The sequence below is a fragment of the Streptomyces sp. SID12488 genome, assembly GCF_010548275.1.
Classification (GTDB): Bacteria; Actinomycetota; Actinomycetes; order Streptomycetales; family Streptomycetaceae; genus Streptomyces.
Window position 1 is genome coordinate 56,745 of the sequence record NZ_JAAGLT010000025.1, and the last position, 26,294, is coordinate 83,038.

Sequence of the window (26,294 nt, forward strand, 5' to 3'; positions counted from 1 at the left end):
CTGGGGGAGCGAGGGGGTGTGGGGGTGTGGGGGAGAGGGAGTACGCGACGCCGGGCGGCCCCCAGTGCGGGAAGGGGCCGCCCGGCGCGGTACGCGGAGCTCAGGTCCTGTTGGACCCGGCGGGGGCTATTCGAGTAGCTCCGCGTACGAACCCATGGCGAGGGCTATGTCCGCCTGGGCCCAGAACCGGTGGTAGGTGAACGAGGGTGCGGCGCCTCCGGCCAAGTACCCCTCGATCTTCGACCAGTTGGGGTCGTTCTTGTAGAAGGAGCGGAGCGAGATGAAGGTCGACGACGAGTTGACCGTGTCGCCGTTCGGCATCTTCCCCGTCCAGCCCGACGGCACGTAGACACCGTCGTCGAAACGGTTGTAGTCCGTGCGGGTCTCCGGGACGGCGATGCCCAGGGTGTCCTGGTAGTTGGACCACATGCCGTCCAGCAGCGCCTTCGCCGTCGTCGCCGCCTCGGTGTCACCGGAGCGGTCGGCGTAGTACGTCAGCGTCTTGGCGTACGCCGCCGCCACGCCCACGTCGTTGGTGTAGTCGGCGACGGTGACGTGAAGTCCCGCGTTGGCGCCAGGAGTTGTGGCGTTCCAGGTGTCCGGGGAGCCCGACCACTGGAGCGTCGACGGGATGCGGTAGGTCCCGTCGGGGTTGATGGTCGTCTTGGACAGGGCCCAGTCGACCCACTTGTCCAGGACGGTCTTCGCCGCCGCGTTGCCCGTCTGCTGGTAGTACTCGGCGACCCGCTCCATGGACCATGCCTGGAAGCCGAACCACTGGTTGGACGGCGGGTCGTGGTACACCGGCTTCTCGTCGTAGTACATGCCGTAGAAGGTCGGTGTACCGGTCGGCGGGGTCGCGTAGCGGCCGGCCCAGCTGTTGGTCGCGCCGCCGGCGATGGCACCCTCGTTGGACTGGAGCCAGCGGTAGAACTCGACCTGCCGCTGCAGCGACTTCGTCCAGTCCGCCTGCCCTGTCGCCGACTTGGGCTTCAGGTCGGCGTACGAGCTGAGCGCGTAGGCGGCCAGGGGGTTCTGGTAGCCGCCGTGCGTGTGGCTGGAGCCGATGCGCCAGGCCCAGCCGGCCGAGGTGTCGGTGGCGCCACCCCAGGCGTAGTACCAGGACAGCAGGTAGAAGGACGCGTCCTTGCCGGTACCGGCGGGGCAGGCCGTCGGGCCGACACAGTTCCCGACCTTCTTGAAGTACTTGTCGTACATGGAGTAGCGCAGATAGTCGCCCATCTTCGCCGCCTTGCCGACGGTGGCCGAGACGTCGCTGCCCTTGCCCTGCTGCTTGGCCCAGACGTCCGCCCAGTACGCGGCCTGCACGGCGCGCGCGTCGGCGTCCGGGGCGTTGGTGAACTTCCACTGCTTGGCGTACGACGCGTCGCCGGTGAACAGGTCCAGGTACCCGTTCGTGCCGCCGTACTTGAAGGCGTCGCAGGTCGGCTGCGGCACCGTCTCCCACACCGACTCCTGCGGTCCGCGCTGGAAGGTGTTGATGTAGGAGGGGCCGGTGTCCGTCGGGCCCGCCTCGCACTTGCCGGGCGAGTTGCCGTAGCCGTACACGTTGTCGACGTCCTGGATCCAGTGCATGCCGTAGATGTCGTCTGTGCCGTACGCGCTCTTCAGCTCGGCAGCGATCGGGTCGGTGCCGACCGAGACGCCGGAGTTGAGCGCGGCCGGGTACTGGCTCGGCAGGTCCTGCTCGGGGGCGTACGTCGCCGGTTTCGACGCGTTGTAGAAGGAGTTGGTGGGCTGGTCGGCGTGGGTGGGGATCATGTACTGCTCCATGATCGACCAGGCCCCGTTGAACTTGGTCCAGTCGCCCGTCACCTTGCCGTACATGGCCTGGAGCCACAGGAGGTAGCTGTACGCCTCCGACGTGGTCTCGTGGCCGTGGTCCGGAGCCTCGACGATCAGTGTCTCCACCGAGTGGTAGGGGATGCCCTCGGGGGAGAAGTAGCCGTTGGCCGGGTTGGTGATCTTGCCGTAGAGGTCCAGGAAGCGGGCGTCGTACACCTTCGAGGCCGCCAGCTCGGTGACGGTGACCGTCGCCTTGGCGTGGCCGGTGGCCGTCGAGTCGAAGGCCGCCGATCCGGTGCCCGTCGCGTTGGCGGTGATCGTCACCTTCTGGGCGGTGTTCCAGTTCGACGGCGTGAAGGTGAGCGAGGCGCCGCCCGTCACCGACAGTCCCGTGTTGCCGCTCGCGCGAGCCGTCGCCACGGTCACGTTCGCGCTCGGCTGCGTCGACAGCTTCACGTCGTACGTGCCCGTCTTGCCCTGCTGGACGCCGAGTTGGGTCGGCACGGCGACCACGGCGGGACCCGAGGCGACCGTGATGCCGACCGGCGTGGACGGCGCCGAGGCGCCCAGGCTGTCGTACGCCTTCGCCAGCAGTGAGTGACTTCCCACGGCCAGTCCGGTGGCCGAGTACGTGTACGGCGCGGTCGTGTCCGTGCCGAGCAGCGTGGTGTCGTCGTAGAACTCGATCTTCGTGATCGTCGCGTTGTCCGCCGCCGCTGCCGTGGCGGCCATCGGCACCGCGGTGCCCTGCGAGTAGACCGCGCCCGCGACCGGGCTGGTCAGCACCGTGACCGGCGGCTGGTGGGCCCCGGCGCAGGTCGTCCCGTTGATCGCGAACGAGGTCGGCGCCGCGTTGGCGCCGCTGTACGTGAACTGCCCGCCGGTGCTGACGGCGGCTCCGGCGGCGATCGTCGCGTTGTACGTCGCGTTCTGCACGGTGACCGTCTGGCCGGACTGGGACCAGGTGCCGTTCCAGCCGTTGCTGAGCTTCTGGTTGCCCGCGTAGGCGTACGTCAGGGTCCAGCCGTTGATGACGTCCGTACCGCGGTTGGTGATCGTCAGATCCGCGGTGAAGCCGGACCCCCAGTCGTTCGTCTTGTAGTCGACGCTGCACTGAACTGCCGCCGCCTGTGCGGGAGTTGTGCTCGTCGCGAGCATGGTCAAGGGGAGGGCGAGGGCCGCCACGGCAGCGGTCCAGAACCGCCGCGCGCTGCGGCGTCCGTGTCGGGGGTGCATGGTGCTGGTTCCTCCTAGCGGGCTCGGAGGTGCTCGTGGAGATGTGGGGAGGAGCAACAAGCCTTGAACCAGTGGGAGCGCTCCCATATTGAAGACAGGCGTGTCAAGGGTCAAGGTGTTTGAAGACTCGAATTGATTCGACGACGACATCTGATGGAAACACGACACCCCCTCTGTCCTTTGCCGTCACTTGGCGCTAACTTCGTTGACACCAGTGGGAGCGGTTCCATCAGTCGACGCGTCCGAACCGACGCGCCCGATCTGCAAGGAGTCGCTCATGCGACACCCCCCGCGTTCAGGTCTTTTAGCCGTGCTCGGCGCTGCCGTCGCCCTTGTGGGCACCGCGGTCGCACCGGTCCTCACGGCGTCGGGAGCCACCCCCGCGTGCACGGTGGAGTACTCGGTCACCAGTTCGTGGGACGCCGGCTTCCAGAGCTCCGTCAGGATCACCAACAACCAGGCGGCGCTCAGCAGTTGGAGTCTCGGCTTCGACTTCGGCGCAGGTCAGAAGCTCACCCAGGGCTGGAACGCCAAGTGGTCCCAGGCCGGCACCACCGTCACCGCGGCCAACGAGAGCTACAACGGCTCGCTGGGCACGGGCGCGAGCGTCAGCGCGGGGTTCATCGCCTCACGGTCCGGGAGCAATCCCGTACCGGCGTCGTTCAAGCTCAACGGGACGACGTGCAACGTGGATTCAGGTTCGACGCCGACCCCGACACCGACTCCATCACCCACGGTGCCGCCGGCCCCCGAGGCCGGGGCACCCGCCCTGCGCGTGTCCGGCAACAAGCTCGTCGACTCCGGCGGCGCCACCCGGCGGCTGCTCGGCGTCAACCGCTCCGGCGGCGAGTTCGCGTGCGTCCAGGGCAACGGCATCTGGGACGGACCGGTCGACGACGCCTCGGTCAAGGCGATCGCCGACTGGAAGGTCAACACCGTACGCATCCCGCTGAACGAGGAGTGCTGGCTCGGCCTGTCCAACATCAAACCCGAGTACGCGGGCGCCAACTACATCGCCGCCGTCAAGGACCTGGTGGCGAAGGTGAAGGCGCACGGCATGACACCGATGGTCGAACTGCACTGGTCCTGGGGCCTGTACACGGGCAACTCGGCCGGCTGCTCCGACGTGCACGCCGGCTGCCAGAAGCCGATGCCCGACATGCAGTACTCGCCCGCCTTCTGGACCTCGGTCGCCAACACCTTCAAGGGTGACCAGGCAGTCGTGTTCGACCTGTTCAACGAGCCCTACCCGGACCGCGCCACCTCCACGGCGGCCCAGGCCTGGACCTGCTGGCGGGACGGGGGCACCTGCCCCGGCATCGGCTACGAGGTCGCCGGGATGCAGGATCTGATCGACGCGGTCCGGGCCACCGGCGCCAAGAACGTGATCCTGGCCGGCGGGCTCGCGTACTCGAACGACCTCACGCAGTGGCTGACATACAAGCCGACCGATCCGGCGGGCAATCTCGCCGCCGCCTGGCACATCTACAACTTCAACTCGTGTGCCGGCGAGAGCTGTTGGAACTCGACTCTCGCGCCGGTCGCCGCCCAGGTGCCGCTGGTGGCGGGCGAGATCGGCGAGAACACCTGCGCGCACTCCTTCGTCGACCGGGTCATGAAGTGGTTCGACGACCGCTCCCTGTCCTACCTCGGCTGGACCTGGAACACCTGGAACTGCGCCACCGGCCCATCCCTGATCTCCGGTTACGACGGCACACCCACGGCCTTCGGAATCGGTCTGCGCGACCACTTGCGGGCCATCGGTTAGCGCACCAACTCCCCATCACAGCAAGGCGCTTCTCACCCCACAGGAAAACGAGAGGACATCCGCACTCATGAGCCGTACCAGAACAGCGATCCTCGCCTCCATGGCGCTGGTCGCCGGCGCGACCGGCGCCGCGGCAGCGGTCACGCAGGCCGACCTAGGCATCGCCGCGATCCCCTGCACCGTCGACTACAAGGTGCAGAACCAGTGGTCCACCGGCTTCACCGCCGCCGTGACGGTCACCAACAACAGTGCTGCCAAGTCGAGTTGGGCCGTGAAGTGGTCCTACGCCGGTAACCAGCAGGTCACCAGCGGCTGGAACGCGAAGTTCAGCCAGAGCGGCACCGCCGTGACCGTCGCCAACGAGAGCTACAACGGGACGATCGCCACCGGTGGTTCGGTGAGCTTCGGCTTCAACGGCAGCTACAGCGGGACGAACGCCCTTCCGGCCACCTTCACCCTCGACGGCGTCACCTGCAACGTCGACGGCGGGGGCGGTCCCACGGACCCGGGTCCGACGAACCCGGGCCCGGGCACCGGCACGAAGGTCGACAACCCGTACGCCGGCGCCAAGGTGTACGTGAACCCTGAGTGGTCGGCGAAGGCCGCCGCCGAGACGGGCGGCAGCAGGATCTCCAACCAGCCCACCGGCGTCTGGCTGGACCGGATCGCGGCCATCAACGGAGCAGGCGGCAAGATGGGTCTGCGCGCCCATCTCGACGCGGCCCTCCAGCAGAAGGGCACCGGCGAAATGGTCGTCCAGCTGGTCGTCTACGACCTGCCCGGACGTGACTGCGCGGCCCTCGCCTCCAACGGCGAACTCGGCCCGACGGAGATCGACAAGTACAAGACCCAGTTCATCGACCCGATCGCGGCGATCCTCGCGGACACCAAGTACGCGGGCCTGCGCATCGTCACGACCGTCGAGATCGACTCGCTGCCCAACCTCGTCACCAACGCCGGCAGCCGGCCCACGGCCACGCCCGCGTGCAATGTGATGAAGGCGAACGGCAACTACATCAAGGGTGTCGGCTACGCGCTCAACAAGCTCGGTGACGTGCCGAACGTCTACAACTACATCGACGCCGCCCACCACGGCTGGCTCGGCTGGGACGACAACTTCGGCCCCGCCGCCGACCTGTTCAAGCAGGCGGCGACCGCCGAGGGTGCGACGGTCAACGACGTGCACGGGTTCATCAGCAACACGGCGAACTACAGCGCCCTGAAGGAGACCAACTTCACCATCAACGACACCGTGGCCGGCAAGTCGGTCCGCGAGTCGAAGTGGGTGGACTGGAACCGGTACACCGACGAGCTGTCCTTCGCGCAGGCCTTCCGCAACCAGCTGGTCACGGCCGGCTTCCCGTCGGGCATCGGCATGCTGATCGACACGTCCAGGAACGGCTGGGGCGGCGCCGCACGGCCCACCGGACCCGGTGCCACGACCAGCGTCGACACCTACGTCGAAGGCGGACGCATCGACCGACGCATCCACGTCGGCAACTGGTGCAACCAGTCCGGCGCGGGTCTGGGCGAGCGCCCGAAGGCCGCTCCGGCGACCGGGATCGACGCCTACGTGTGGATGAAGCCCCCGGGTGAGTCCGACGGCGCCAGCTCGGCGATCCCGAACGACGAGGGCAAGGGCTTCGACCGGATGTGCGACCCGACGTACACGGGTAACCCGCTGAACAACAACAACATGTCGGGCGCGCTCGGGAACTCGCCGCTCGCCGGGCACTGGTTCTCGGCGCAGTTCCAGCAGCTGATGGCCAACGCCTACCCGGCGCTCTAAGCTCCGCCGGATCGGCGGTTCGCTTTCGGCCGCGGGCCCGGTGGGGGCCGGTCGCGCAGTTCCCCGCGTCCCTGTCGGGGGGCGCGGTGCGCACCCCGACCCCACCGGGCCCGCTCAGGGGTCTCTTCTCAGGCCCAGGCGGATCGCGCGTTCCACCGGGGAGTAGTTCTCGTCCTCACGCTCCAACTCGTACGGCGCCGCCGGTTGCAGCGGTGGCTGGGCCATGAAGCGGGGTCGGGTGCCGTGGTGCGGTTGCGCGGCATGGACCAGGAAGGGGTGGCAGAGATACACGTCGCCGGGGCGGCCGGTGGCGTGCACGAGCGGGCGGTGTGCCGAGGCCGCCACCAGTTCGGGAGCTATCTCAAGCCCAGAAACACCCTCCTCACCGTACGGTTCCAGGAGTGCTGGTACGTCCAGATGCGAGCCCACCCGGATGCGTGTCGGGGCGTCCGTCTCGCCGACCTCGCTGAACAGGAACAGCATCAGCAGGGAGCGGTCCCGGGAGCGGAGGTTCGTGTACGGCCAGGTTGCGCCCTCGGGGGAGTAGCTCCCCTCGATGTGCCAGCCCGCGTCGTCCGGTTCCTCCTCGTGCGGGAACCGCAGCGGAAAACTCCCCAGCGAATAGCGTGACGCCCAGCGGCCCTCGCCCACCAGCGCGTCGAACGCCTCATGCAGCACAGGGGTGTTGACCGCGGCGGCGAACGGGCCCTGCGCCATGTCCGACACCCAGTGCACGGGCTTCGTCCAGGTGCCCGGGTCGTCCGGGTCGCATCCCGTCTCCCGCCACAGCAGCCGTGCGCAGTGCTCGGCGACGCGGGGCGGGAAGGCGCCCTCGATCTTCACGAACCCGTCTTCGAGGAAGCGCTCCACCAGCTCATCGTCCATAGGCACATCGTGGGGGAGCGGGGCGGACCCGCGCATCCTGTTTTTTTGCCGTGAGTGGGCATACGGGAGATTTCTGTTTGCCGTAACGGCAACAGAACTGGCCCGGTCGGCGAGGTCGGAGCAGGCTGGTGCCAACGACAACGGGAGGCTCGTACACCATGGCCCATCAGCACCGGCACGACCATGATCACGACCAGGCGCCTGCGCACGCCCACAGCCGTTCCCACGACCATGCCCACATCGACTTCGCCGAGATGATCCCCCATCTGGAGGGGCAGGCCGAACTGTTCGCGCCGCTCTACGCCGACGCCCTGGCCTGGCTGCGCCGGCAGCAGCCGGAACCGGGGCTGATCGTCGACGCGGGAAGTGGCCCCGGCGTCATCTCGGGCTTCTTCGCGCAGGCGTTCCCCGAGGCGCGCGTCGTCGCGGCGGACAGTTCGGCGGCGCTCCTGGAGCGAGCCCGCGAGAACGCCGAACGGCTCGGCACCGCCGACCGCTTCAGCACCGTGGAAGCCGAACTCCCTGACGGGCTGGGCGAGTTGGAGTATCCCGCCGACCTGGTGTGGTCGAGCCGGGCCGTCCACCACGTCGGTGACCAGCAGGCCGCGCTCACCGCACTCGCGGCCGTGCTCGCCCCGGGCGGCACGCTCGCCGTGATGGAGGGCGGCCTCCCCGAGCGGAACCTGCCGCGCGACCTCGGCTTCGGGCGGCCCGGCCTGGAGGCACGGCTCGACGTGATCGAGCAGGGCTGGTTCACCGAGATGCGCACCAGCCTGCCCGGCCACGTACGCGAGACCGAGGACTGGCAGGCTCTGCTCACCGCCGCCGGCCTGCGGCCCTCCGGCACCCGCTCCTTCACGCTCGACCTCCCCGCCCCGCTCACGGACGCGGCCCGCGCCTATGTGATCGGTGTCCTCGACCGGCGCCGCACCATGTTCGCGGACGAGCTCGACGCCGAGGACCGCGCCACCCTCGACCGCCTCCTCGACCCCGACGACAAGGCAGGTCTGCACCACCGGCCCGACATCTTCGTCCTGGCCACGTACACCGTGTACACGGGCAGCAAGCCGCAGGGGTAGCCGCGGTCGTGAGCGGGGGGAGCCGCCTGCCGAATCGGTCAGGAGGCCAGGTGCGCTCTCCCCGGGCTTGACTTCGAGAGCGCTTCAACTGATGGACTCCCCGTTGTTCACCGAGGCGCAGGCCGCCGCCACGCATGGCACATGCGTGGCACACACAGGGGGTAACCACCATGACCGACTCACCCGTCGCACTCATCACCGGTGGCGCGAGCGGCATCGGCGCGGCCGTCGCGCGCCGGCTGCTCGACGCCGGCCGCCGGGTCACCGTCACCGGCCGGGGCGAGGAGCGGCTGAACGGCTTCGCCGAGGAACTCGGGCGCCCGGACGGACTGTTGACGATTCCCGGCAATGCCGCCGAGTACGACCAGGTCCGTGGCGCCGTCGAGACCACACTGAAGCAGTTCGGGCGGCTGGACACGGTCGTCGCCAACGCCGGGTTCGCCACCCACGACACGGTCGCCGACGGAGACCCGGCGGGCTGGCCGGAGATGGTGCTGACCAACGTGCTCGGCCCGGCCCTGCTCATCAGGGCCTCGATCGACGCGCTGAAGGAGACCCGGGGCCGGATCGTGCTGGTCGGCAGCGTCGCCGGGTTCGTCCCCACACCGGGCAACATCTACGGGGCCACCAAGTGGGCGGTGACCGGCCTCGCCGAGAACACCCGCCGCCAGGTCACGGAGTTCGGCGTCGGTGTGACGCTGGTGGCCCCCGGGCGCGTCGAGACCCCGTTCTGGGACAGCTACGGCAGCCTGCCCCCGGGCCATCTGCTGACGGCCGACCAACTGGCCGACTCGATCGTCTGGGCGATCCGGCAGCCGGAGGGAGTCGACGTCAACACCGTGGTCGTACGACCGATCGGTCAGCCCAACTGACCTGTCCAAGACTGGAGTTGTCTGCCCAGGAGCCCGTTGCCGCGTGCGTGGACGCGGTAACGGGCCGCCCGGACCCCCGGCTCCGTGGCTTCACCGGGGAGGCCTGTGGCCGTACTGCCGTCATGGCTGACCGAACATCTCTGGGACCAGTTCGCGGTACTGCTCCCTGACTGACTGACTGACTGACTGACTGACTGACTGACTGAATGCCTGCCTGGCTGACCGGCCTGCGTGCCGACCCATCCGCTGGGCTGCCACCGGCCACGCGTCAGCGACCGGATCGTCTTCGACAGGAAGCAGCAGTTCCTGCGATCGGCAGCTTCCGCCAGGACGAGATGTGTGTCGGGGAATGAGCTATGCGCCGTCGTTGCCGTCGCGCAGGGAATGGATCATGCTCCGCAGGATCCGGAGCGCGTCCGACTGCTCGGTCTCGGTCATGCCGGCCAGCATTCTGACCTCGACGGACCGGACCGCCGCAGTTGCCTTCTCGAGACTCTGCCGGCCGCGAGGCGTGAGCCGCGTGGGAAGAACCTTCCCGACAGGTGCCTCCGCGGGCCTGGTCACGTAGCCCTCTCGTTCCAGGTTCTGGAGCAGCACGTTCATCGATTGCCGTGTCACGAACGCGCCCCGCGCGAGCTCCGAGTTCGACAAGCCCGGTCGTTGAGCCAGCAGTTCGAGGCAGGAGTAGTGCGTCACGCTCATCCCGAGCGGCCGCAGCACCGCCTCCATGGCCGCACGGAGCGCGCTCGACGCCTCTTTCAGCAGGTAGCCCAGTGACGTCTCCAGGTCGACGCCGACATTGTTTTGACTCATGTCAGGATTCTGACATAGCCTGACTCGTGTCAGAAAACTGACACGAATGAAGGAGTAGCGTCATGCCCGCCACCGGCCCCGACTTCATCTCGCTCCAAGCGCGCGACCTCGACGCTTCGCAGGCGTTCTACGAGCAGTACCTCGGCCTCGTCCGCTCGCAGGCCGGACCTCCGCACGCCGTCGTCTTCGAGACGAAGCCGATCGCGTTCGCACTCCGCGACGTCGTCCCCGGCACCGATCTCGCATCCGTCGCCCAGCCCGGCATCGGTGCCGCGCTCTGGCTCCACGCGACAGACGTCCAGGCCATTCACGATGCTCTCGTCGCCGACGGTCACACCATCGTCTCCGCACCGATCGACGGCCCCTTCGGCCGGACATTCACCTTCGCCGACCCCGACGGCTACCAGGTCACTCTCCATGACCGCGCCTGATACGCCCGATGCCACCGGGCGATCACCGGTCCTCGAAGGCCACCGGTTGCGCCCGGGGGTCGAGAATCCGGGCGACGTCCGTCTGTCCAGGGCGATCACTTTTGCGGCGCAGGCACAGGTCTCTCCGATGATCACAGAGCGTCGCAACTCCAGGATCGCCGGGACCTGTGCCTGTCGTGCGGCCGGGTGCCGCCATCACGCCTGTCCGCGCGACCTGTCAGTTGTCGCGAATGAACTGCTTGGCCAGCTGATCCCCCAGAGCGACCGCCGCGCTGTGGCTCTCTATGGGCGAAACCTGCGAGTTCTTGAACAGGATGTACGTCACGCCGGAGTCCGTGCCGCCGCTCTCCGGGTCGGGATCGATGCCGAGGGCCTGAGCGGTGGCGTACGACGCCTCGCCGATGATCTTCGTTGGGCCGGTGTCGCCGACGACCGCGTACTCGACCTTGTTGTTGTAGATCACGGCGACCACACCACCGCCCTTGATGCCGGCGCCGGAGTAGTTCCAGATGCTGCTGGAGCTGGGCACGACGACGTACGGCAGTGAATCGGCTTTGAGCGGCTTGCCGTTGGACTGGTGGAACGCCGTGTCGTCCTGGTACCAGGGGTCGGTGGTCTCACTGCACTTCGACGTGCGTTGTCCGTCGCAGTCGATGTCCATGTCGGCCTTCCAGAACACGGCGCCGTTCTTGCCGCACACGGGTATCGAGGCCGAGGTCTCGTCGTCGGTCCTGTACTTGCCGTTGGAGAGCTGGGAGCAGGACGTCACCTTGGCGAGCAGGCCGGCCGCGCTGACCGAGCCCTCCTTGGTGGTCGCCGGCCGGGGCGTGCCGGAGGCGTACGAGGGGAGCGCGGCGGTGGCGAGCAGGGCCGTGCCGGCGGCTGCGGTGAGGGTCAGTGTTCGAGAGCGCACTGTGGGGGGACCCTTCTGTTAGGAAAGTTTCCTTACCAGGTGCGATCCAAGGTGGACCTGTTTGCATGGCTGCGTCAACCCTGTCGACCGGGGTTCGACGCGGCCCGTTTGCCCTTGTTCCCATGGGGAGTTGGACGCGTCGGAGGCCGGGCGGGAGCCGGGGGAGGGTGGGGCGGCAGGTCGGTTCAGGGAGAGCGTGGGTGGTGGCGGCGGTGCGCGTGGGGTGATGTGCGCCGGGGTGGGGTGCGGGAAACCGCCGACCGGGTCAATGCCCCGTCCGCGCCGAAAGCCTGCGTCACGACGGCCGAGAACACACTCAGGGGCAAGCGAAACGCCCCGGAACCGCGACCGGATTCGGTGCGGGCCGGGGCGTTGCCGTGACCGTCGTCAGCCCACCTCGAAGGTGGCCGGGTCCGGGCCCAGCCGGCGGCCCTCGTGCAGTGCGCTGATCGCGGCGAGGTCCTCCGTGTCCAGGCTGAAGCCGAAGACCTCGATGTTCTCCTTGATCCGGGACGGTGTCACGGACTTGGGGATCACCACGTTGCCCAGCTGGACGTGCCAGCGCAGGACGACCTGGGCCGGGGTGCGGCCGTGCTTCTGGGCGATGGCCACGATCGCCGGGACCTCCAGCAGGCCCTTGCCGGAGCCGAGCGGGGACCAGGCCTCCGTGGCGATGCCGTGCTCCGCGTGGTACTCGCGGGACTCCTGCTGCTGGAGTTGCGGGTGCAGCTCGATCTGGTTGACTGCCGGGACGACCGAGGTCTCGGCGAGGAGCCGGTCGAGGTGCTCCGGAAGGAAGTTGGAGACTCCGATGGCCCGGGCGCGACCGTCCGCGTAGAGCTTCTCGAACGCCTTGTACGTATCGACGAACGCGCCCTTGGCCGGCCGCGGCCAGTGGATCAGATACAGGTCGACGTACTCCAGGCCGAGCTTCTCCAGGGAGGCGTCGAAGGCGCGGAGGGTGGACTCGTACCCCTGGTCACTGTTCCAGAGCTTGGTGGTGACGAAGAGGTCCTCGCGGGGGACGCCGGATGCGGCGATGGCCTTCCCGGTGCCCACTTCGTTGCCGTAGATCGCCGCTGTGTCGATGCTGCGGTACCCGATCTCCAGCGCGGTGGTGACCGCCTGCTCCGCCTCGTCGTCCGGCACCTGCCAGACACCGAAGCCCAGCTGGGGCATCTCGACGCCGTTGTTCAGGGTGATCGTGGGGACCTTGCTGCTCACGAGCTCTCGATCCTTCAGTCGTCGGTTGGGTACTCCCATCGTCAACGAGCGCGAGCCGTGCCGCATTCCTGACCGGGAGAATCCGCGCGAACCGACCGTCGGCTCGGTGCCGGTGGCGAGAATGGCCGGAAATGCATCCGAGGTCATCGGTCCGGACCATTGACCGCAGCCTGTCATGACGCGACGCTGTATGGCGCCGTCAAACATGTTGCTGAACATTGTGCATCCATGTGAACAACCGACTGGCCTGGGCATTCCCTTCCCCACCCTCCCGGAAAGCAGGTACGCACCCTTGAACAAGCCTGTGATGCCTCCCGCCCCAGGCGGGGGCTCCCTTCGCAAGACATCGGATGAAAAGGTCCGGCAAAGGCCCTGACTCCCATCGAAGGGGACGAACATGAGACACCGGCGCCTGTCCACGGCCCTCACGGCCGTTGCGCTCACCGCCGTCACCCTGACCGCCCTGCCGACGGCCGTTCCGCAACCGGCCGAGGCCGCGAGCGAGTGGCCCGCACCTCGTCCGGCCGCGGCCCCCGACCGGTCCCTGGCCGTCGTCGACTCCACCATGGCCCGCTACACCCCGAGCGCCATCGGCGGCTGGTCCTACCCGGTCGGTCTCTACCTCTACGGCCAGTACCTCACCTATCGGCGGACCCACGACGACCGCCAACTCACGTACATCAAGGACTACGTCGACGGCTTCGTGAAGAGTGACGGCTCCATCGACCAGGCCTTCAACAACCTGGACAGCATGCAGGCCGGCCGGCTCCTGGTGATCCTGCACCACGAGACGGGCGACGACCGCTACCGCAAGGCGGCCGGGAAGATCCGCGACCGCCTGAACACCTACCCGCGCACGGGCGACGGCGGCTTCTGGCACGCGGACACCGCCGGCCGCGCCCACCAACTCTGGGCGGACGGCGTCTACATGGTGAACCCGTTCCTCGTCGAGTACGGCAAGGAGTTCGGCGACAGCGTGTACGCCCACGACGAGGCGGCGAAGCAGCTCGCCGTCTACGGCAGCCATCTCCAGGTCGCGAACGGCCTGCTCAGGCACGCCTACGACGAGTCGAGGAGCGCGAGTTGGGCCGATCCGGAGACCGGGCTCGCCCCCGAGCACTGGTGCCGGGCGGTCGGCTGGTACTCCATGGCGATCACTGACGTCCTGGACGCCATCCCCGCCGACCATCCGCGCCGCCCGCAACTCATCGGTATCGTCCGCAAGTTGGCGGCAGACCTGGAGAAGTACCAGGACCCGGCGACCGGGCGCTGGTTCCAGGTGATCGACAAGGGCGGACAGAGCGACAACTGGACCGAGACCTCCTGCTCCAGCATGTTCACCTACGCCCTCTCGCGCGGCGTCCAACACGGCTATCTGCACCCGCACTTCAAGGCTGTCGCCCGACGCGGCTACCAGGGCGTCCTGGCGAAGCTCTCGACCGGCGCTGACGGCCGGACCGAGCTCGCCGACATCTCCGTCGGCACGAACGTCGGCGACTACGCGTACTACATCGCCCGCACCCGGGCCACCAACGACTTCCACGGCCTGGGTGCCTTCCTGATCATGAACGAACAACTGCGAGGTGATTAGTGTCATGAGCACATCCAGAAGGGCGCTGCTGGGAGCCGCCCTCGGCGGAGCCGCCGGAGCAGCCGTCGGTCTGCCGACCGCCACCACCGCCCACGCCGCCTCCTGGCAGCAGAAGTGGGCCCCGTCGGCGAGCGCGGACGGCCTCGGCGCCTTCGAGACCATCGAGGACGACCGCGCCGACTCCCACACCGCCGCGCACCCGCACATCTACGCCACCGGCAACAACTGGCGCTTCAACATGCACACCGTCGACCGTGACACCTCGACCGACCGCCAGCGCCAGGAGGTCACGGGCCTGCGCAACGGAAGCGGCGGCGACTACCTCAAGTGGACAGCGGGCCAGACCTGGCGGGTCACCTACTCGATGTACATCCCGAGCTCGCTCAAGGCGACCACCACCTTTACCCACATCATGCAGATGAAGCAGCCCGGAAGCGGCACCTCGCCGCTCGTCGTGCAGTCGCTGCGCCGGGTGAACGGCGTGCAGACCATCGAACTGAAACTGGCCATCGACGACATCCTGATCGGCCGTACCAACCTGGACCCGCTGCACGACAAATGGACCGACGTCGACTTCCAGATCAAGGTCGGCAACGGCTCGGCGGGCACGGTCCGCTGGATCCTCAAGTCCGGCGGCTCGACCGTGATCGACGCCTCGAAGACCGGCGTCGACACCTTCCTGGCCGACCGCGTGCGCCCGAAGTGGGGCATCTACCGCTCCCTCGGCGACACCTCAGGGTCTTTGCAGGACACCTACCTGCTGCTCACCAACCTCCGCGGCTACCAACTCGTCTGAGGAGCCGTCACATGCGACCCCCCACCCCCCGCACCCGCGGCGCGGCGACGATCGTCCTTCTGGTCCTCGCCGTCCCGCTCGTCGGCCTGGCCGGCTCCGTCGCGCGGGCCGCCACCGACTACCAGGCCGAGGACGCCACCGTCGTACAGGGCGCGGTGGCCACCAACCACACCGGCTACACGGGCACCGGCTTCGTCGACTACACCAACGTCACCGGCTCGTATGTGGAGTTCACGGTGAGTGCCGGTACCGCCGGAACCTCCGCGGTCGTCCTCCGGTACTCCAACGGAACCGCCGTCGACCGCCCGATGGACATCTCCATCGGTGGCACGGTGGTCGCCTCCGGTGTCTCCTTCCCGGCCACCGCCGACTGGAACACCTGGGTCACCAAGTCCGTCGACGTCCCGCTGACCGCGGGCTCCAACAGGATCCGCGCGACCGCCACCACCGCGGGCGGTGGCCCCAACCTCGACCGCATCAGCGTGGCGGCGGCCACCGACACCCAGGCCCCGACCCGTCCCGGTCAACCGAGTTGCCCGGACATCGGCGAGAACGGCCTCACCCTCGCCTGGGGCGCCTCGACCGACAACGCGGCCGTGGCGGCGTACGACCTCTACGAGCACGGCAACAAGATCGGTGAGGCGCCCGGGAGTTCGACCTCGAAGGCGCTGACCGGCCTGACACCCGCCACCACCTACAACCTGACCGTCATCGCCCGTGACGCGGCAGGCAACACCTCCGCCGCCAGCCCCGTCGTCGACTGCACCACCAAACCCAGCTCCGACACCACCCCGCCGACCAGGCCAGGCACCCTCTCGGCCGCCAACGTCACCGCGAACAGCGCCGAGTTGAGCTGGGGTGCCTCGACGGACAACCGGGCGGTCGTCGCGTACGACCTGCGTAGCGGGTCCACCGTCTACAAGTCCGTCACCGACGGCACCTCGACCACCCTCACCGGCCTCGCCTGCGACAGCCCGTACACACTCAACGTCGTCGCGCGCGACGCGGCAGGCAATGTGTCCGAGCAGAGCAGCACGGTCGCCCTCACCACCAAGGCCTGCGCCACCGACGGAGGCGTCCCGTCCTCCGTCGCCACGCTGTCCACGGGCTGGACGATCCCGTGGGGCACGTACTGGATGCCCGACGGCCAGACCGCGCTGATCACCGAGCGGGACGGCTTCGGGGTCTGGAAACTCGCCAAGGACGGGACACGCACCAAGGTCGGCACCGTCCCCGAGGCCGTCACCACCAACGGTGAGGGCGGACTGCTCGGCGTCGCCGTCGACCCGAAATGGGCGACCAACCACCACGTCTACTTCATGCACACCGCGTCCGAGGGCAACCGTGTCGTCCGCATGACGTACGACGGGACGAAACTCAGTGACTACAAGGTCCTTCTCCAGGGCATCAAGAAGAACCGCTACCACAACGGCGGCCGTCTCGCCTTCGGCCCCGACGGATATCTGTACGTCTCCACCGGCGAGGCCCAGACGCCCGATCTCGCGCAGGACAAGAGCTCCCTCAACGGCAAGATCCTTCGCATGACGACCGACGGGAAGGCGGCCCCTGGCAACCCGTTCGGCAACCACGTCTACAGCCTCGGCCACCGCAACCCCCAGGGCCTCGCCTTCGACCGCAACGGCCGGTTGTGGGAGGCGGAGTTCGGCAACAGCTCCAAGGACGAGCTGAACCTCGTCAAGCCGGGTGCCAACTACGGCTGGCCCACCTGCGAGGGGTCGTGCAGCGTCGCCGGGATGACCAACCCCAAGGCGACCTGGGGCGTCGCCGACGCCTCGCCCAGCGGTATCGCCATCGTCCGCAACGTCGTCTACATGGCGTCTCTTCGCGGTGAGCGCCTGTGGCGCATCCCCATCAACGGCGACAACGAGAGCGTGGGCACGCCGACCGCGTACTACGTCGGGACCTACGGCCGGCTGCGCACGGTCACCAAGGTGCCGGGCGCCGACCAGCTGTGGCTGTCCACCACCAACAGCGACAACAACGGAGGCGAGCCGGACGGAGCCGACAAGATCTTCCGCGTGAACATCGGTTAGAGCCGATGGAGGATCAGGCCGGGTGAGGAGCCGGGCCCGGTAGGGAGTCAGGCCTTGTACAAGGCCTCGACCTCCTTCACGTACGCGTCCTCGATCGCCTTGCGCTTCAGCTTCAGGGACGGGGTCAGCAGACCGTGTTCCTCGGTGAACGGCTGGGCCAGGATGCGGAACGTACGGATCGACTCGGCCTTGGAGACCAGGGTGTTCGCGGCGACCACCGCACGCCGTACCTCCTTCTCCAGGTCCGGGTCGCGGACCAGTTCCGTCGAGGTCAGCTGGGGTTTGCCGCGCATCGTGAGCCAGTGCTCGACCGCCTCCCGGTCCAGGGTGAGCAGGGCCGCGATGTACGGGCGGTCGTTGCCGACCACGATGCACTGGGCGACCAGGGGATGGTCCCGGACGCGTTCTTCCAGGCCGCCCGGGGCGACGCTCTTGCCGCCCGACGTCACCAGGATCTCCTTCTTGCGGCCGGTGATCGTGAGGAAGCCGTCCTCGTCGAGGGAGCCCAGGTCTCCGGTGGCCAGCCAGCCGTCGTGCAGGGTCGCGTCCGTCGCCTTCTGGTTGTTCAGATAACCCTGGAAGACGTTGTCGCCGCGCAGCCAGACCTCACCGTCCTCCGCGATGTGCACGGTCGTGCCCGGGATGGCCTGGCCGACCGTGCCGTACCGGGTGCGCTCGGGCGGATTCGCGGTGGCCGCGGCCGTCGTCTCCGTCAGGCCGTACCCCTCGTAGATGTGGACGCCGGCGCCCGCGAAGAACAGGCCGAGCCGCCGGTCCATCCCCGAACCGCCCGTCATGGCGTGCCGTACGCGCCCACCCATCGCGGCCCGGATCTTGGAGTACACGAGTTTCTCGAACAGCTGGTGCTGCATCCGCAGGCCCGCCGACGGGCCGGGGCCCAGGTCCCAGGCCTTCTCCTCCACGGCCTCCGCGTACCGGACGGCGACCTCGACGGCCTTCTCGAAGGGGCCGTCCCTGCCCTCCCGCTCGGCCTTGCGGCGGGCCGCGTTGAAGACCTTCTCGAAGATGTACGGCACGCCGAGGAAGAACGTCGGCCTGAACGCGGCGAGGTCGGGCAACAGGGCCGCCGCGTTCAGCTGCGGCTGATGGCCGAAACGGACCCCGCCGCGGATCGCGGCCACCTGCACCATCCGGCCGAAGACATGCGCGAGGGGGAGGAAGAGGAGGGTCGCCGCCTCGTCGCCCTTCCTGGAGTGGAAGACCGGTTCCCAGCGTTCGATGACGGTGTCCGCCTCGAACATGAAGTTCGCGTGGGTGATGACACAGCCCTTGGGGCGGCCCGTGGTGCCGGACGTGTAGATGATCGTCGCCGTCGACTCGGGCGTGACCGCGAGCCGGTGCCGGTGCACCACGTCGTCGTCGAGGTGCGCACCGGACTCGTACAGCTCCTGTACGGCGCCGACGTCGAGCTGCCACAGTCGGCGCAGCTCGGGCAGCCGGTCGATGACCGTGGCGATGGTCATCGCGTGGTCCTCGTGCTCCACCATCGCCGCCGTCACCTCGGCGTCGTACAGCATCCAGAAGACCTGCTCGGCCGAGGAGGTCGGATAGATGGGGACCACCTGCGCGCCGATCGTCCACAGCGCATAGTCGAACAGCGTCCACTCGTAGCGTGTACGGGACATGATCGCGACCCGGTCCCCGAACCGGACGCCCTGCGAGAGCAGGCCCTTGGCGAGGGCGAGGACCTCGTCGCGGAACTCGCCCGCGTTCACGTCCCGCCATCGGCCGGCGTCGTCCTTGCGGCCGAGCGAGACATGGAGGGGGTCTTCCTGGGCACGTTCGAACACCACGTCGGCCAGTCCGCCCACGGGCGGTGCCAACGCCAACGCTGGGTTGGTGAATTCGCGCAAACCCGCTCCTAGTGACGCTTTGCACAGCGCCGTGAAAGCTACCCCACGCCTTCACATTGCGGGAGGGGTTCCAAGCCGAGGGGTGTTCACCTTCGGTGCCGTCCCGGGGCGGAAAATACGTCTGTATGGGTAGGGGGCGGACAGAACCGCCTCCGTCGGAGAAGCTCTCGGTTCGGTAATCTCCACGGAATCCGACCGACCCGCTCACTCCCCGTGCCAGGCCTCTTGGGACTGTCTTTAAGGTTGCGGAGGCAGCCGTCAACGCCGGTGCAGCCGGTCCCCGCTCGTCAGGATCGCCGCCGCCAGCGCGTCCGCCGCGCTCTGGGCCGACGTACGGCGGTGGCCGTGGACCAGGACGAAGTCGACCCGGCCCAGCTCCGGCAGTCCCGCGCGATCGGGCACCCGGACCAGGCCGGGCGGGACCATCCCGCGCGAGTGGGCCATCACGCCGAGACCCGCCCGGGCCGCCGCGATCAGGCCGTTCAGGCTGCCGCTCGTGCAGGTGACGTGCCATGCCCGGCCCTGCCGCTCCAGGGCCTCCATGGCGAGGGCGCGGGTGATGCCCGGCGGGGGATACACGATCAACGGCACCGGGCGGTCCGGGTCCAGCCGGAGCCGTTCCGCGCCGATCCACACCAGCTCGTCGTGCCAGACCGGCTCGCCGCGCGGATCCTCGGGGCGCCGCTTGGCCAGCACGAGGTCCAGCTTCCCGGCGGCCAGCTGCTCGTGCAGGGTGCCCGACAACTCGACCGTCAGTTCCAGATCGACCTCGGGATGGTCGTACCGGAAGGCCTCCAGGATCTCCGGCAGCCGGGTCAGCACGAAGTCCTCGGACGCGCCGAACCGCAGCCGGCCGCGCAGCCGCGTGCCCGTGAAGAAGGCCGTCGCCTGCTCGTGGACCTCCAGGATGCGGCGGGCGAAACCGAGCATCACCTCGCCGTCCTCGGTCAGCTCCACGGAGTGGGTGTCCCGGGAGAAGAGCTGCCGTCCGGCCGCGTCCTCCAGGCGCCGTACGTGCTGGCTGACCGTCGACTGCCGCAGCCCGAGCCGACGGGCGGCCTGCGTGAAGCTGAGCGTCTGGGCCACGGTCAGGAAGGTCCGCAGATGAGAGGGGTCGTACACGCCTCCACGCTACCCCGTTATCGCGAAACGCGATGACAGTCAGAGCGGTGTGCGGGATTCCCGATCACGAACCGGAGGAGGACGATGGAAAGGGCACGACCGTCCTCGTATTCGGCGCCTGTGTCGTCGCTGTCCTCCCTGTTGTCCCTGTCGTCCCCGCACTGAGTAGTGGAGCACCGTGAAACGCCTGAAGTGGCCGAGCTGGATGCCGATCGACCCCTACATCCTGCTGTTGCTCGGGACGGTGGGCCTCGCGGCGCTCCTCCCGGCGCGCGGGACGGGTGCCGACGTCGCCTCGGGTGCCTCCACGGCCGCCATCGCCTTCCTCTTCTTCCTCTACGGCGCCCGCCTCTCCACCCGCGAGGCGCTGGCGGGGCTGAAACACTGGCGGCTGCACGCCACGGTCCTCGCCTGTACGTTCGTCGTCTTCCCGCTGCTCGGTCTGGCCGCCCGCGGACTCGAACCGGTGTTCCTGACCCACGACCTCTACATCGGCCTGCTCTTCCTCACCCTCGTCCCGTCCACGATCCAGTCGTCGATAGCCTTCACCTCGATGGCCCGGGGCAATGTGCCCGCCGCGATCTGCGCGGGCTCCTTCTCCTCCCTCGTCGGCATCGTCGTCACCCCGCTGCTCGCGGCCACGCTGCTCGGCAGCACCGGTGGCGGCTTCTCTCTCGACTCGCTCCTGGAGATCGTGCTCCAGCTGTTGGTGCCGTTCCTCGCCGGGCAGGTGCTCCGGCGCTGGATCGGAGCGTTCGTCACCCGGCACAAGAAGGTGCTGGGGCTGGTCGATCGCGGTTCGATCCTCCTCGTCGTCTACACCGCGTTCAGCGAGGGCATGGTCGAGGGCATCTGGCACCAGGTCAGCCCCGCCCGGCTCGGCGGACTCCTGGTCGTGGAGGCCGTACTGCTCGCGGTGATGCTGGCGCTCACCTGGTACGGCGGCAAGGCTCTCGGCTTCGGCCGCGAGGACCGGATCACGATCCAGTTCGCCGGCTCGAAGAAGTCCCTGGCGGCCGGACTGCCCATGGCGAGCGTCCTGTTCGGCGCCCAGGCCTCGCTGGCCGTGCTGCCGCTGATGCTCTTCCACCAGATGCAGCTGATGGTGTGCGCGGTCATCGCCAAGCGCCGCTCGCAGGACCCGGCGACCACCGACCCGGCGACCACCGACCCGGCGGCCACCGAGCAGGAAACGGCGGAACGCTCACACATTCTGGCCGAGCCGCGGACCGGATGAACCCGGGTGCGCACCCGGGTTCATCCGGTCCGCGGCAAGCACTCTGCCTGTCACGTGGAGCTATTCGCGTTCACCTCGTCCATGGGGAGCCACAGAACCGTGTCGCTCGTCGCCGCGGTCGCGTCCGCCGTCGCCGACACGGACGCCGCCGACAGGTCCGTGTTGCTCAACGCCCGGTCCCACACCCGAACATCATCAAGCGCACCACTGAAGTGCTGCAGACTGTCCACTCGTTGCCCGACGTGCACCCCGAACACCGAGTTGCGGCTGACGGATCCGGTCACGTCCGCCACGCTGACCGCCGTACCGTCGACGAAGAGGGTGAACTGTCCGCCGCCACGACGCAGAGCGACAAAGTGCCACTGGCCGTCGTTGTAGGTGCCCACGGAGGTCGCGGACGCCGTCCTGACGGCCGACACGCCGTCCCGGACGGTCATCAGGCCCCGTACCCGGTTGGTCGCGGGCTCGGCGCGGAGCCAGACCTGGGGCTGGGTGGAGCCGACCCCGCCCATCCACAGCAGCGGCCGGTCACCGGTCGTCGCCGTGGAGCGGAACCAGAGGGCGACGGTGAAGTCCTCGGTGCCGAGCGGCAGCCGGTCGCTGTACGGGAGGCGTACGGCGTCGTCCACGCCGTCGAACTCCAGTGCGCCGCCACCGAACACCCCGGTGGTCGCCGTGGCACCGCCCAGCACGGCGGCCGGGCGGGCCTGCGGGGCCAGGTCGGGGGTGGTCGGGTCCGGGCCGCGCGCCGGTGTCAGCCAGTCCTCGGTGAAGCGGGCGAAGCGGATCTCGTCGCGTGCGTCGACGGTGCCGGCCTCGTACATCAGGCCCACCGTCCCGCTGTCGATCTTCACCAGGTCGGAGTAGCCCGACCAGTCCCGGGTGACGACCGTGCCCCGGTCCACGCTGTCCCAGGTGCGTCCGCCGTCGTACGAGGAGCGGATCATCATCGTCCGGCGCCGGTCGGGATCGCCCGGGCAGGCCAGCAGCAGGCGGGCGCCGAGGCCCACCGTGGAGCACTGGACCTGGGGTGCGTAGAGATCCGGGAGGGCGCGGAAGGGGGTGACGAAGCTGCTGCCGCCGTCCGCGCTGAAGGCCTGGGTGCGGTGGCCGAGATCGGTACCGTCCTGTTCTCGGCCGCTGACCAGGATCACGCCGTCGGAGCGCTCCGTGAGCGTCACCTCGGAGGGTTTCTGCCGGAAGGTGCCGTCCGCCGCGATCGGCCAGCTGTCGGTGGCGCCGACCTTCCAGTGGTCGCCGCCGTCGTCACTGATGATCAGCGCGGCGTGGTTGGCGCTGATCCGACTGCCGTCCCACGACTCGGTGTTGACGCCGAAGACGAGCCGGCCGGCATGCTCGCCCCGGGCGAGCTGGATGCCGTGCACGGGGCCCGTCGCATACCAGGAGTTCCACTCGGGCGGCATGATCTCGGCGCTCAGGTCGCGCGGCTGGGACCAGGTCAACCCGTCGTCGTCGCTGTACTGCAGATGGGGGGTGCGGTCGCACGGCACCGGGCAGTTGCCGCCGCCCCGGCCCGTGTTCCAGCTCTCCGCGAGGAGGATGCGGCCGGTCTCCCGGTCCACGATCGGAGCCGGGTTGCCGTGCGTGTCGACCCCGCCGTCGTCGACGACCTGGACCGGGCCCCAGGTGCGCCCGTCGTCGGTCGACCGCTTGACGACGATATCGATGTCACCGGCGTCCCCGCAGTTGTCCTTCCGCCCCTCCGAGAAGGCCAGCAGAGTGCCCTTCAGGGTCCGGACGATCGCGGGGATCCGGTAGCAGGAGTATCCGGGGTCCTGGGAGGCCCGGAAGAGCACCTGCTGCTCGAACGTGGCCGTCTCGGTGGCCTGTTCGGCGCCTGCGGGGCTCGGCATCGCGAGCAGCAGAGCGGCCGTGGTGAACACGGCCGTGAGGGTGGATCTGAATCGTGCGCGAAGACTTGACGGCATGTGCGGCCCTGCCCTTCAACGTCTGGACTTCATGCGTCTGGACTTCAGAGTTCGTGACTTCAGAGGTCTGGACATCTGAACATTCGGGCATCCGGAAATCTGGACATCCTGCGTCCAACGTGCGCGCATCAGACGGTAGTTGGATGCTCAGCCGCCCCACAAGAACCGTGTGTCAAGGGATCAGGACAACCTTGCCGAGGTTGGTCCTGGACTCGATGACCCGGTGTGCGCCGGCCGCGTCCGCGAGTGCGAACTCCCCGTGCACCACCGGTCGTACGGCTCCTTCGGTGAACAGCCGCCACAGCTCGCGGCGCCACCGCTCGTACAACTCGGGTCGCTCGCGGGCTATTCGGCGCAGCTGAAACCCGATGACGGTCGTGGAGCCCACCAGCAGGTCGTACGCCTGGACAGTGCCGCCGCCCGAGCTGTACGCGACGAGCCGCCCGCCGGGGGTGAGGGCGGCCAGTGCCGGGGTGAGCAACGCACCGCCGACCGCGTCGAGGACGTAGTCCACGGAGGCGAACCCGCCCTGCCGGCCCCCCTCGGTCGGCCGGTCACCCTGGCTGTCCCGACCGTTCTGACCCATCCGGTGGCACGTGACGACCTCGTCGGCTCCCAGGCCGCGCACGAAGTCGGCCTTGGCCGGGTCGGAGACGGCGCCGACGACCCGGGACGCGCCGCGCGTCCGCGCGAGCTGCACCGCGAGATGCCCGACACCGCTCGCGGCCCCCGTGATCAGGGCTGTTTCACCCGGTGCGGGGCGGGCGGCGGACAGGGCGCCGAGGGCGACCAGCCCGCTGCGGACGAGCGCGACCGCGTCGACCGGCGAGGCGCCGTCGGGCACGGGGGAGGCCATGACTTCCTGGAGCACCGCGAAGTCGGCGTAACCGTGGCCGAAACAGAGCCCGGTGACCCGGTCACCCGGCCGGAAACCGGTCACTCCGGCGCCCGACGCCACGATCTCCCCGGCGATCTCGCCGCCCAGCGGGACCGGTTCGGCGGCCTCGGTCACCTTGCGGACGACAGGGAGGGTGACGCCGATCGCCTCGCAGCGCACGAGGAGCTCACCGGGCCCGGGCTCGGGCACGGGGGCCTCTTCCAGGAACAGGGGACCACCGGTGTGCCCGTACCGAACGCGGCGCATCAGCACCTCCTGTCTCGCACCTCTGAGAAACCGTTGGGAGCCCCAACGATAAACGTATAACCATTGGGAGGTCCAATGATTATTGGCTAGTCTTTCCGCATGTCTGTCGAACTTCGTTCCATACGCGTCCTCCCCAGCTGGATCCTGGGGAGGGCCGCCGACCGCGGGCGGGCGCTGGTCGCCGCCGCGCTGGCCGGCGAGGGGCTGAAGATGTGGCATCACGTGGTGCTCTCCGCCGTCGCGGAGCTGGGCCCGGTCGCGCAGGCCGAACTGGTGCGCGGGGTGGGACTCGACGCCAAGGACATGGTCGGCGTTCTCAACGACCTTCAGGACGCCTCACTCGTCGTGCGCGCACCCGATCCGCACGACCGGCGCAAGAACGCGGTGACGGTCACGCCGGACGGGCGGCGGCTGCTGGCCCGCTGCGAGCGGGCCGCGCGCAAGGCCAACGACGAGCTGCTGGCGCCGCTCACGGTCGTGGAACGCGAGATCTTCATGGGCCTGCTCGCCCGGGTTTCGGGTACGACGTAGCCGGTAGGTAGGTAAGCGGCCAGGTGGCAGGTAGAGGCGGGGTCCCACCGGCGCAGGGGGCGCTCCCCGCCGTTCGGCACCCCGCCGCCGTGTCGCGGGGAAGCCGGTCAGCCCTGGGAGGCCGCGGCCCGCAGGGCGATACGGTCCTCGCCCGCGTACACGTTCATGTTGGCGCCCCGGAGGAACCCCACCAGGGTCAGCCCCGACTCGGCCGCCAGGTCGACGGCGAGCGACGAGGGCGCCGAGACGGCCGCCAGCACCGGAATCCCCGCCATGACCGCCTTCTGTGCCAGCTCGAACGAAGCCCGGCCGGAGACCAGCAGGATCACGCGGGACAGAGGGAGGTCGCCGTTCTGCAGCGCCCGGCCGACCAGCTTGTCGACCGCGTTGTGCCGGCCCACGTCCTCCCGGATGTCGATCAGCTCGCCCTCCTCCGTGAACAGGGCCGCCGCGTGCAGACCTCCGGTCCGGTCGAACACCCGTTGGGATGCGCGGAGCCGGTCGGGGAGGCTCGAGAGTAGTTCGGGTGTCAGCCGGACCGGGGGAGCGTCGGCGCCGTCGTCGATGGGCCGGCGGGCCGTCGTACGGACCGCGTCCAGGCTCGCCTTTCCGCACAGACCGCACGAGGACGTCGTGTACACGTTCCGCTCCAGCGTGATGTCGGGCAGCACCACGTCCGGGGCCGTTCGGACGTCCACCACGTTGTACGTGTTCGAGCCGTCCTCCGTTGAGCCCGCGCAGTACACGATGTTCTGGAGTTCGTGCCGCTCGGCCAGCACGCCCTCGCTCACCAGGAAGCCGGCGGCGAGCGCGAAGTCGTCGCCCGGTGTCCGCATGGTGATGGCGATCGGCTTGCCGTTCAGCCGGATCTCCATGGGTTCCTCGGCGACGAGCGTGTCCGGTCGGGTGGAGATCGCCCCGTCCCGGATCCGGATCACCTTGCGTCGTTCGGTGACTCGTCCCATGTCGTGATCAGCCCCGGTTCTGTACGTGCTGGTAGGTGACCTTCGCGATCCATTGTCCTGCACGTGCGCAGTGGCTCTGCGGCCCACCGGGCTCCGCTGCCGCAAGGGAATGGGGTGACGGCATATTGTCTACAGTGTGGAGGTAGGGTCGGCAAGAGGTGCGGTACGGGTCGGAGCGATGGCGGCGTGGGCCGGAACGCCACCCCGTGTGTCCC

The 26,294-nt window shown here is 68.9% G+C and carries 20 protein-coding genes and 1 pseudogene; 11 read left to right on the forward strand and 10 right to left on the reverse strand.

From position 1 onward, the window contains the following. Nucleotides 1–126: 126 nt before the first annotated feature. A complete protein-coding gene (locus G3I56_RS30780) occupies nucleotides 127–3,042 on the reverse strand; it encodes a glycoside hydrolase family 48 protein (protein WP_164414669.1) in 2,916 nt (971 codons plus the stop codon). Nucleotides 3,043–3,319: 277 nt separating this feature from the next. On the opposite strand from G3I56_RS30780, the gene G3I56_RS30785 reads away from it, so the two are divergent. Both G3I56_RS30785 and G3I56_RS30790 read left to right on the forward strand, forming a co-directional pair. Beyond that, complete coding sequence (locus tag G3I56_RS30785) at nucleotides 3,320–4,810, forward strand: cellulase family glycosylhydrolase (RefSeq protein WP_203691027.1); 1,491 nt, start codon at nucleotides 3,320–3,322, stop codon at nucleotides 4,808–4,810. A 67-nt stretch (nucleotides 4,811–4,877) separates the two neighbouring features. Next, a complete protein-coding gene (locus tag G3I56_RS30790) occupies nucleotides 4,878–6,599 on the forward strand; it encodes a glycoside hydrolase family 6 protein (RefSeq protein WP_164414670.1) in 1,722 nt (573 codons plus the stop codon). A 114-nt stretch (nucleotides 6,600–6,713) separates the two neighbouring features. Here G3I56_RS30790 and G3I56_RS30795 read toward each other — a convergent pair whose 3' ends face one another. Further along, nucleotides 6,714–7,484 carry a phytanoyl-CoA dioxygenase family protein gene (locus tag G3I56_RS30795; RefSeq protein WP_164414671.1) on the reverse strand — a complete coding sequence of 257 codons (771 nt, stop codon included), beginning with the start codon at nucleotides 7,482–7,484 and terminating at the stop codon, nucleotides 6,714–6,716. A 158-nt stretch (nucleotides 7,485–7,642) separates the two neighbouring features. Here G3I56_RS30795 and G3I56_RS30800 point away from each other — a divergent pair, with 158 nt between their 5' ends. From G3I56_RS30800 to G3I56_RS44200, 3 genes and pseudogenes are all read left to right on the forward strand, one after another. After that, on the forward strand, nucleotides 7,643–8,563 hold the full coding sequence (locus G3I56_RS30800) for a class I SAM-dependent methyltransferase (protein WP_164414672.1): 921 nt from the start codon (nucleotides 7,643–7,645) through the stop codon (nucleotides 8,561–8,563). 170 nt (nucleotides 8,564–8,733) lie between these two features. Then, complete coding sequence (locus G3I56_RS30805; RefSeq protein ID WP_164414673.1) at nucleotides 8,734–9,435, forward strand: SDR family oxidoreductase; 702 nt, start codon at nucleotides 8,734–8,736, stop codon at nucleotides 9,433–9,435. Between the two features lie 105 nt (nucleotides 9,436–9,540). Next, nucleotides 9,541–9,747: pseudogene (locus tag G3I56_RS44200) on the forward strand (hypothetical protein); the annotation flags it as partial. 42 nt (nucleotides 9,748–9,789) lie between these two features. Here the strand turns inward: G3I56_RS44200 and G3I56_RS30810 are convergent. Next, on the reverse strand, nucleotides 9,790–10,248 hold the full coding sequence (locus G3I56_RS30810; RefSeq protein ID WP_164414674.1) for a MarR family transcriptional regulator: 459 nt from the start codon (nucleotides 10,246–10,248) through the stop codon (nucleotides 9,790–9,792). Between the two features lie 62 nt (nucleotides 10,249–10,310). Between G3I56_RS30810 and G3I56_RS30815 the strand changes: the two genes are divergently transcribed. Beyond that, complete coding sequence (locus G3I56_RS30815; protein WP_164414675.1) at nucleotides 10,311–10,679, forward strand: VOC family protein; 369 nt, start codon at nucleotides 10,311–10,313, stop codon at nucleotides 10,677–10,679. A 217-nt stretch (nucleotides 10,680–10,896) separates the two neighbouring features. Here the strand turns inward: G3I56_RS30815 and G3I56_RS30820 are convergent, their stop codons facing one another. Then, a complete protein-coding gene (locus G3I56_RS30820) occupies nucleotides 10,897–11,592 on the reverse strand; it encodes a glycoside hydrolase family 75 protein (protein WP_164414677.1) in 696 nt (231 codons plus the stop codon). A gap of 387 nt (nucleotides 11,593–11,979) precedes the next feature. Further along, nucleotides 11,980–12,816, reverse strand: coding sequence for an aldo/keto reductase (locus tag G3I56_RS30825; RefSeq protein ID WP_164414679.1), 837 nt, complete (start codon nucleotides 12,814–12,816; stop codon nucleotides 11,980–11,982). 397 nt (nucleotides 12,817–13,213) lie between these two features. On the opposite strand from G3I56_RS30825, the gene G3I56_RS30830 reads away from it, so the two are divergent. The 3 genes from G3I56_RS30830 to G3I56_RS30840 are packed head-to-tail and all read left to right on the forward strand — an operon-like array spanning nucleotide 13,214 to nucleotide 17,257. After that, nucleotides 13,214–14,407 carry a glycoside hydrolase family 88 protein gene (locus G3I56_RS30830; RefSeq protein ID WP_164414681.1) on the forward strand — a complete coding sequence of 398 codons (1,194 nt, stop codon included), beginning with the start codon at nucleotides 13,214–13,216 and terminating at the stop codon, nucleotides 14,405–14,407. Nucleotides 14,408–14,411: 4 nt separating this feature from the next. Next, nucleotides 14,412–15,203 (forward strand): Tat pathway signal sequence domain protein, encoded by a 792-nt coding sequence (locus G3I56_RS30835; RefSeq protein WP_164414683.1) that lies wholly within the window; start codon nucleotides 14,412–14,414, stop codon nucleotides 15,201–15,203. An 11-nt stretch (nucleotides 15,204–15,214) separates the two neighbouring features. Continuing rightward, a complete protein-coding gene (locus tag G3I56_RS30840; protein ID WP_164414685.1) occupies nucleotides 15,215–17,257 on the forward strand; it encodes a PQQ-dependent sugar dehydrogenase in 2,043 nt (680 codons plus the stop codon). 47 nt (nucleotides 17,258–17,304) lie between these two features. Here the strand turns inward: G3I56_RS30840 and G3I56_RS30845 are convergent, their stop codons facing one another. After that, the gene (locus G3I56_RS30845; RefSeq protein WP_164414687.1) at nucleotides 17,305–19,131 is read right to left on the reverse strand and encodes an AMP-dependent synthetase/ligase; all 1,827 of its coding nucleotides are present in this window, start codon (nucleotides 19,129–19,131) and stop codon (nucleotides 17,305–17,307) included. A 258-nt stretch (nucleotides 19,132–19,389) separates the two neighbouring features. Beyond that, nucleotides 19,390–20,253 (reverse strand): LysR substrate-binding domain-containing protein, encoded by an 864-nt coding sequence (locus G3I56_RS30850; protein WP_164414689.1) that lies wholly within the window; start codon nucleotides 20,251–20,253, stop codon nucleotides 19,390–19,392. Between the two features lie 205 nt (nucleotides 20,254–20,458). Between G3I56_RS30850 and G3I56_RS30855 the strand changes: the two genes are divergently transcribed. Continuing rightward, entirely contained in the window at nucleotides 20,459–21,490 is a 1,032-nt protein-coding gene (locus tag G3I56_RS30855) for a bile acid:sodium symporter family protein (protein ID WP_203691066.1), read from the forward strand. Between the two features lie 50 nt (nucleotides 21,491–21,540). Here the strand turns inward: G3I56_RS30855 and G3I56_RS30860 are convergent, their stop codons facing one another. Continuing rightward, complete coding sequence (locus G3I56_RS30860) at nucleotides 21,541–23,439, reverse strand: sialidase family protein (RefSeq protein WP_164414693.1); 1,899 nt, start codon at nucleotides 23,437–23,439, stop codon at nucleotides 21,541–21,543. Between the two features lie 172 nt (nucleotides 23,440–23,611). Next, a complete protein-coding gene (locus tag G3I56_RS30865; RefSeq protein ID WP_164414695.1) occupies nucleotides 23,612–24,583 on the reverse strand; it encodes a zinc-binding dehydrogenase in 972 nt (323 codons plus the stop codon). Nucleotides 24,584–24,682: 99 nt separating this feature from the next. On the opposite strand from G3I56_RS30865, the gene G3I56_RS30870 reads away from it, so the two are divergent. Next, the gene (locus G3I56_RS30870; RefSeq protein ID WP_164414697.1) at nucleotides 24,683–25,114 is read left to right on the forward strand and encodes a MarR family winged helix-turn-helix transcriptional regulator; all 432 of its coding nucleotides are present in this window, start codon (nucleotides 24,683–24,685) and stop codon (nucleotides 25,112–25,114) included. A gap of 107 nt (nucleotides 25,115–25,221) precedes the next feature. Here G3I56_RS30870 and fdhD read toward each other — a convergent pair whose 3' ends face one another. Continuing rightward, complete coding sequence (fdhD, locus tag G3I56_RS30875; RefSeq protein ID WP_164414699.1) at nucleotides 25,222–26,079, reverse strand: formate dehydrogenase accessory sulfurtransferase FdhD; 858 nt, start codon at nucleotides 26,077–26,079, stop codon at nucleotides 25,222–25,224. Nucleotides 26,080–26,294: the final 215 nt, after the last annotated feature.